Annotated in this window: 6 protein-coding genes; 3 read left to right on the forward strand and 3 right to left on the reverse strand. The window is 44.7% G+C overall.

Annotated features, from left to right (window positions below; translation table 11 throughout):
- A partial coding sequence (locus ACWVCM_RS10170) for a hypothetical protein (protein ID WP_455201637.1) occupies positions 1–825 on the forward strand: 825 nt, incomplete at its 5' end.
- Positions 826–1,010: 185 nt separating this feature from the next.
- On the forward strand, positions 1,011–1,259 hold the full coding sequence (locus ACWVCM_RS10175) for a YgaP-like transmembrane domain (protein ID WP_455201638.1): 249 nt from the start codon (positions 1,011–1,013) through the stop codon (positions 1,257–1,259).
- 89 nt (positions 1,260–1,348) lie between these two features.
- On the opposite strand, the gene ACWVCM_RS10180 is transcribed toward ACWVCM_RS10175, so the two are convergent.
- Positions 1,349–1,846 (reverse strand): YqhA family protein, encoded by a 498-nt coding sequence (locus ACWVCM_RS10180; protein WP_455201639.1) that lies wholly within the window; start codon positions 1,844–1,846, stop codon positions 1,349–1,351.
- A 40-nt stretch (positions 1,847–1,886) separates the two neighbouring features.
- The gene (locus ACWVCM_RS10185) at positions 1,887–3,083 is read right to left on the reverse strand and encodes a hypothetical protein (RefSeq protein WP_455201640.1); all 1,197 of its coding nucleotides are present in this window, start codon (positions 3,081–3,083) and stop codon (positions 1,887–1,889) included.
- A 47-nt stretch (positions 3,084–3,130) separates the two neighbouring features.
- On the opposite strand from ACWVCM_RS10185, the gene ACWVCM_RS10190 reads away from it, so the two are divergent.
- On the forward strand, positions 3,131–3,328 hold the full coding sequence (locus ACWVCM_RS10190) for a hypothetical protein (protein ID WP_455201641.1): 198 nt from the start codon (positions 3,131–3,133) through the stop codon (positions 3,326–3,328).
- A gap of 220 nt (positions 3,329–3,548) precedes the next feature.
- On the opposite strand, the gene ACWVCM_RS10195 is transcribed toward ACWVCM_RS10190, so the two are convergent.
- Complete coding sequence (locus ACWVCM_RS10195) at positions 3,549–4,451, reverse strand: VOC family protein (RefSeq protein WP_455201642.1); 903 nt, start codon at positions 4,449–4,451, stop codon at positions 3,549–3,551.
- Positions 4,452–4,756: the final 305 nt, after the last annotated feature.

Raw genomic sequence — 4,756 nt, forward strand, 5'->3', positions numbered from 1 at the left:
GTTATTTCAGTTTTGTTTTCGGCATGCATTGTTCTTTTAATACCTAATCTAACTCAAGCAGAAGAAGAAAAAGTAGCGGACAAATTTCGGATCGCCATTGGTGGTTATACAATACCCAGCATGGACTCTACAGTTTCTTTAACAGACGCCACCCTGGGTGCCGGCGCATCCATCAGTCCACAGGACACCCTGGGCCTTGAAAGTCAATATACGGTTCTTCGTTTGGATGGGCATTACCGATTTAACCAAAAACATGCATTAACTTATTCCTGGTATAGCATTAGATCCAGCGGTGATAAAATTATTGATGAAGAGTTTACCTGGACTGACCCGGACGGAAATGCTATCACTATCCCAGTCGGCGCTAGAGCACAAACAAATTTAGACTATGATATTTTTAAACTGGGTTATTTATGGTCGTTCTACCACTCTAAAAAGGTTGAACTGGCGGCCGGTGCAGGATTACATATCACTAAAGTCGCTGTGGGACTTACCGCAGATGTAACAAACCCTCCCAACTCAGATGTGGCTAATGTAGATACAACCGTGCCTTTGCCTGTTATATCATTTATGTTGTCTTATAACATTAACCCCAAACTTAACTGGTACATAAAATCAGAAGCATTTGCTCTTGCTTTTGATGACTGGGAAGGCACTTATACGGATAGTACATTGGGGATTGAGTACCGCTTCTGGAAAAATGTCGGCCTTGGCACCGGGTTAGGAAGTAATTCTCTACAGATTACCGAGAAAACTGGTGAATATAAATTCCAATATTCGAATCGCATCAGTGGAATACTTTTTTATGTAGCGGGTTATTTCTAGCAACTCCTGTAACACTATCAACACTGTTTATTAAATCCATTAACCTCCAGATTCAGCTTCACAGTCTCTTCACATTCCTCTCATAGTTCTACCACTTTTTTCATCTACTCTATAAATCATGGAATCTAACCTGATTCCTGTTGAATAGATATTTACCACAATGTACATATGGATAAGGAGATACCATGAATACTACTACAAACAATATCTGCATCATGTCTCGCACAGCGCGCATGATCATCGGATTGTTACTGGTTATAGGTGTTAGTTTCAATCCGGGTATGTTAGGCGCTGCAGTGGCGCTTCCATTGATTGGCATTTACCCCCTGATGACTGGCGCCTGGGGCTGGGATCCTCTAGTCGCGATATATGAGCTGGTGAAAACAAACACTAGTGCGGCTGTATCGTACACGCGCATTCCTGCCGCTACCTGAAAGACTGTGGAATAAAACCAGGTAAATGTCCGATACGCGGTAATTGTTCCAGTGGGGTGAACAATCCGCAGTCGGGCCATCGAAATCAACTATTGTTTAAACTCCAGAAACTTAACACTCAGTGCTAGCAATAAAATAGCAACTGGCAGGACCAGCATTTCCCACTCAAGAGAGCCCAGTTTTACCAGGGCCACTTCCAGAAACTTCACAAACAGAATAACAACAACCAGCTCTACCAGAATCCCTTTCAATTGCTGGACGCTATTAATTTTAATCCAGGCAAAGACTGGCGACTCTGTTGGCTTATTTTCACGTATAAATAGTTTATAAACTCCTACAGCAAATATCATTAATACCAGTGCGATTAAGAATGCATCTATGGATTGAATCAAATGGGCAGTCGCCTGATCTGCAGCCTTCATCCTTTCAGGATTGTCTGGTTCAAACGGTTTACCAAAATACGCGATGTAAGCGCGAACTGTTTTTGTCGCGCCGAGAACAAACATCAGCAATGAGCCGAACAAAGTAGAAATTACGGCAATAATGGTAAGATAGCGAACTGGTTTAATCTTGCTTTCTATAGACATAACCCAGGCTCTCCTGTTTCTTTCTATATAATAATAATGACTACCGCCCCCAGGCACTACCCACAGTAATATATACGACCGTTTCCTCTGGTCCCATAGCAACATCTAATCCCGCATGCAAGCCCAGTTTTCTTGCCATCATGTAACGAAAGCCGGTACCTATCGTATGGCGACTGGTACTACTGCCAAAATCATTCAATTCATCTGCGGTTCGGCCGACACCGGTAAAACCGACGATACCCCAACGTGGCGTAACATTCCAACGCGCTTCAACTTCTGTTTCAATCACATGGGCACCCTGGTAACGCATGATGGGAATACCACGCAGGCTTATAAAAGGTAGCGCATAAAAAGGTACTTCTCCGCTGGTAAAGTTACCATCAATACGCCAGCCCAGCGTCAAGTTATCTTTCAGTTTCCACCACTTTATACTACCGAGGTCTGACTGAATATACTCAAAGTTTTTAGAAAGCGCCCCCTCACCGATATAAATTTTGCTTTTAAAGTTGACATGCAGGCCGTCAGCAGGAGTAAAAATATTATCCCGGCCGTCATATTCAAACAAAACACCAAGACCAAGATTCTTGATATCAGTTTGCCAGTTATCCACCGGCGGAATCGCCCCCTGGGTATCAAAAGTATTATCAGAATCAAAGTAGGTTGCTTCGCCACCGAAAAAATATTTCGTGTTACTGATGCGCCACTGCGCTTTCTGAATAATGAACCAGCCATCAAGGTTGTAATCAAATTGTACTGGTAAATCATCGGCTCCATAAAACGTCAGATTGAAAGACATTCTTCCTATACCACCCAGGTAGCGAATGGAATCATTCTTCCAACTTCCCCAATGCAAGCCACCAGCCATCCAGCTGTCATTACCCGTATAAGCACCCATTACTGCTGAAATACTCGGCGGCAAAGATTTTCGTTCGCTGTATGATTCGTTTAACTCATCGTCAGCAGCTTTATCGCCTTTGCCATTTTCATTTGCATTATCATCTTTTGACTTTTTTGGTTCATGAAAAAAAGCCAAAGCTATACCTAATCCGTTATCCACGGCAGGCTCGGTAATGATAATGGGAACTGGCAGGAAACCACGATGTGTCAACAACCATTCGCTGGTATCAAACATACCATCTTCAGGATCTATGAAACGATCCGAAAATGATGCAGCGTATGGCTCATCTATAAATACACCAGAAAAGAAAATAGCCAGTATAATGGATCTTATTTTCATTTATTTACTGTTAAATCACTTCTTACCGCCTCCCACCACCGCGTGGCATGGGCCGATACATTGGCGGACCAGCAGCCGGAGGTCTTGCGGTTGGAGGGCGCGATACAGGTGGTCGTCCCCCTGGTGGCGGACGCGTGTCGGGCGGCGGACGAGTCGCTGGCGGTGGACGCGTATCAGGTGGCGGACGCGTTGGCGGTGGTGGACGCGTTCCTGGTGGTGGACGCGTTCCTGGTGGTGGACGATAACCTGGTGGTGGATGCCAAACTGGGGGCGGACGATAATGTGGTGGATGATATACTGGTCCCCAGAACCATGGATCATAGAAATGGGTACTGTAATAAACCGAACCGCTGACATGACCTCCGTTGGTTGTTGAACACCCCGAAAGTGTTGCTGAAAGTAATGCAGCGCCCACTATATATAAGCAGATTGAGTGACGAGAGTATTTTTGATTTCTCATGATTGTCACTCCTTATCCGTCGCAGGTTCGGTCCACTTCACAACACCCATGACGCCACCTTGTGGATCAGAAAAAATCGCCAGGTTGCCATCGAGTAATTCCGGAGTGGGTTCAACCATAATGAAACCACCCGCAGCAGTCACTTTCTTTAGCGTAGCTTTAACATCAGCAACCCTGATATAAGGCAACCAACCGGCTCGATTGGCTTCGTCTGGCAAAGGTACGACACCGGCACGGGACTTACCATGTGATGTAAGAATGACTCGATCAACATCTTCTTTTACTTCACCCTTGCTAAGTTCATAGCCTGCAACTTGTTGATAAAACTCCCCTGCTTTGGTTGGCTCCCTCGCAAAAAGATCCATCCAGAAAAAGTCTCCTATACCAACCTCCCTGTCCGGCGGATCGCCCGTTTCGGATTTGAGCACTCCAAACAAGGCACCTTCCGGATCCACTAAGAGGGCATAAGTGCCACGATTAGCAATCGATTTTGGTTCGCTTTGAACGACACCACCATTAGCTTTCACAAAATTTGCTGTTTTGACGGGATCATCTATGGACATTAAACCAATCCAGGCTGCTGCTGTTATTACACCTTCTCTCGGCTTAATACTAAACATACCGGCCACGCTGCGATCGCCATTTTTGACCAGAGTATATTGATCATCCGTGTTACTGATGGTCTGAAAAGTCCAGCCAAACACATCACTATAAAATGCTTGTTGTTTTTCTAAATTCAGCGTCGCAAGCTCAAACCAGACAAACTTGCCTGTCAGTTGCTTTCCGGATGGTGGACTACTTAGCGGCGGGAGTGTTGGCGCTGAGACAGCAAATTGAAACGGCGAACTCGCGAAAAATAACAGCAAGGCGATGGAAAAATATTTGTTTATACAACTTTTTATAACCATACATATTCTCCGTTTTGAGACATGTAATCTATATCATCGTAGAGTGAGCTCAGCACCTTTTTTACTTTGCGGTTACTGAGAGACAATGAAAGTAAAAATATATTTTCCCTCTCCCTTGAGGGAGAGGGCAGGGTGAGGGTGTAAACGTTCAAATCCATACCCCTCACCCCATCCCTCTCCCCTACTTAGGGGAGAGGGAGTGGGCACTTTACATTTATTTCTTCGGCGGATAGTTTGTCAATATTTCATTAACTATTTCATCAACCATTTGTTGAGTTTTCTCAGGTGTTGGGCTTCTGGACAAC

Source organism: Kaarinaea lacus (assembly GCF_975902315.1).

Bases quoted from the DNA above. Each gene is read 5' to 3' on its own strand.
- ACWVCM_RS10175 (WP_455201638.1), top strand. From the start codon at position 1,011: ATGAATACTACTACAAACAATATCTGCATCATGTCTCGCACAGCGCGC.
- ACWVCM_RS10180 (WP_455201639.1), bottom strand. From the start codon at position 1,846: ATGTCTATAGAAAGCAAGATTAAACCAGTTCGCTATCTTACCATTATT.
- ACWVCM_RS10185 (WP_455201640.1), bottom strand. From the start codon at position 3,083: ATGAAAATAAGATCCATTATACTGGCTATTTTCTTTTCTGGTGTATTT.
- ACWVCM_RS10190 (WP_455201641.1), top strand. From the start codon at position 3,131: ATGGGCCGATACATTGGCGGACCAGCAGCCGGAGGTCTTGCGGTTGGA.
- ACWVCM_RS10195 (WP_455201642.1), bottom strand. From the start codon at position 4,451: ATGGTTATAAAAAGTTGTATAAACAAATATTTTTCCATCGCCTTGCTG.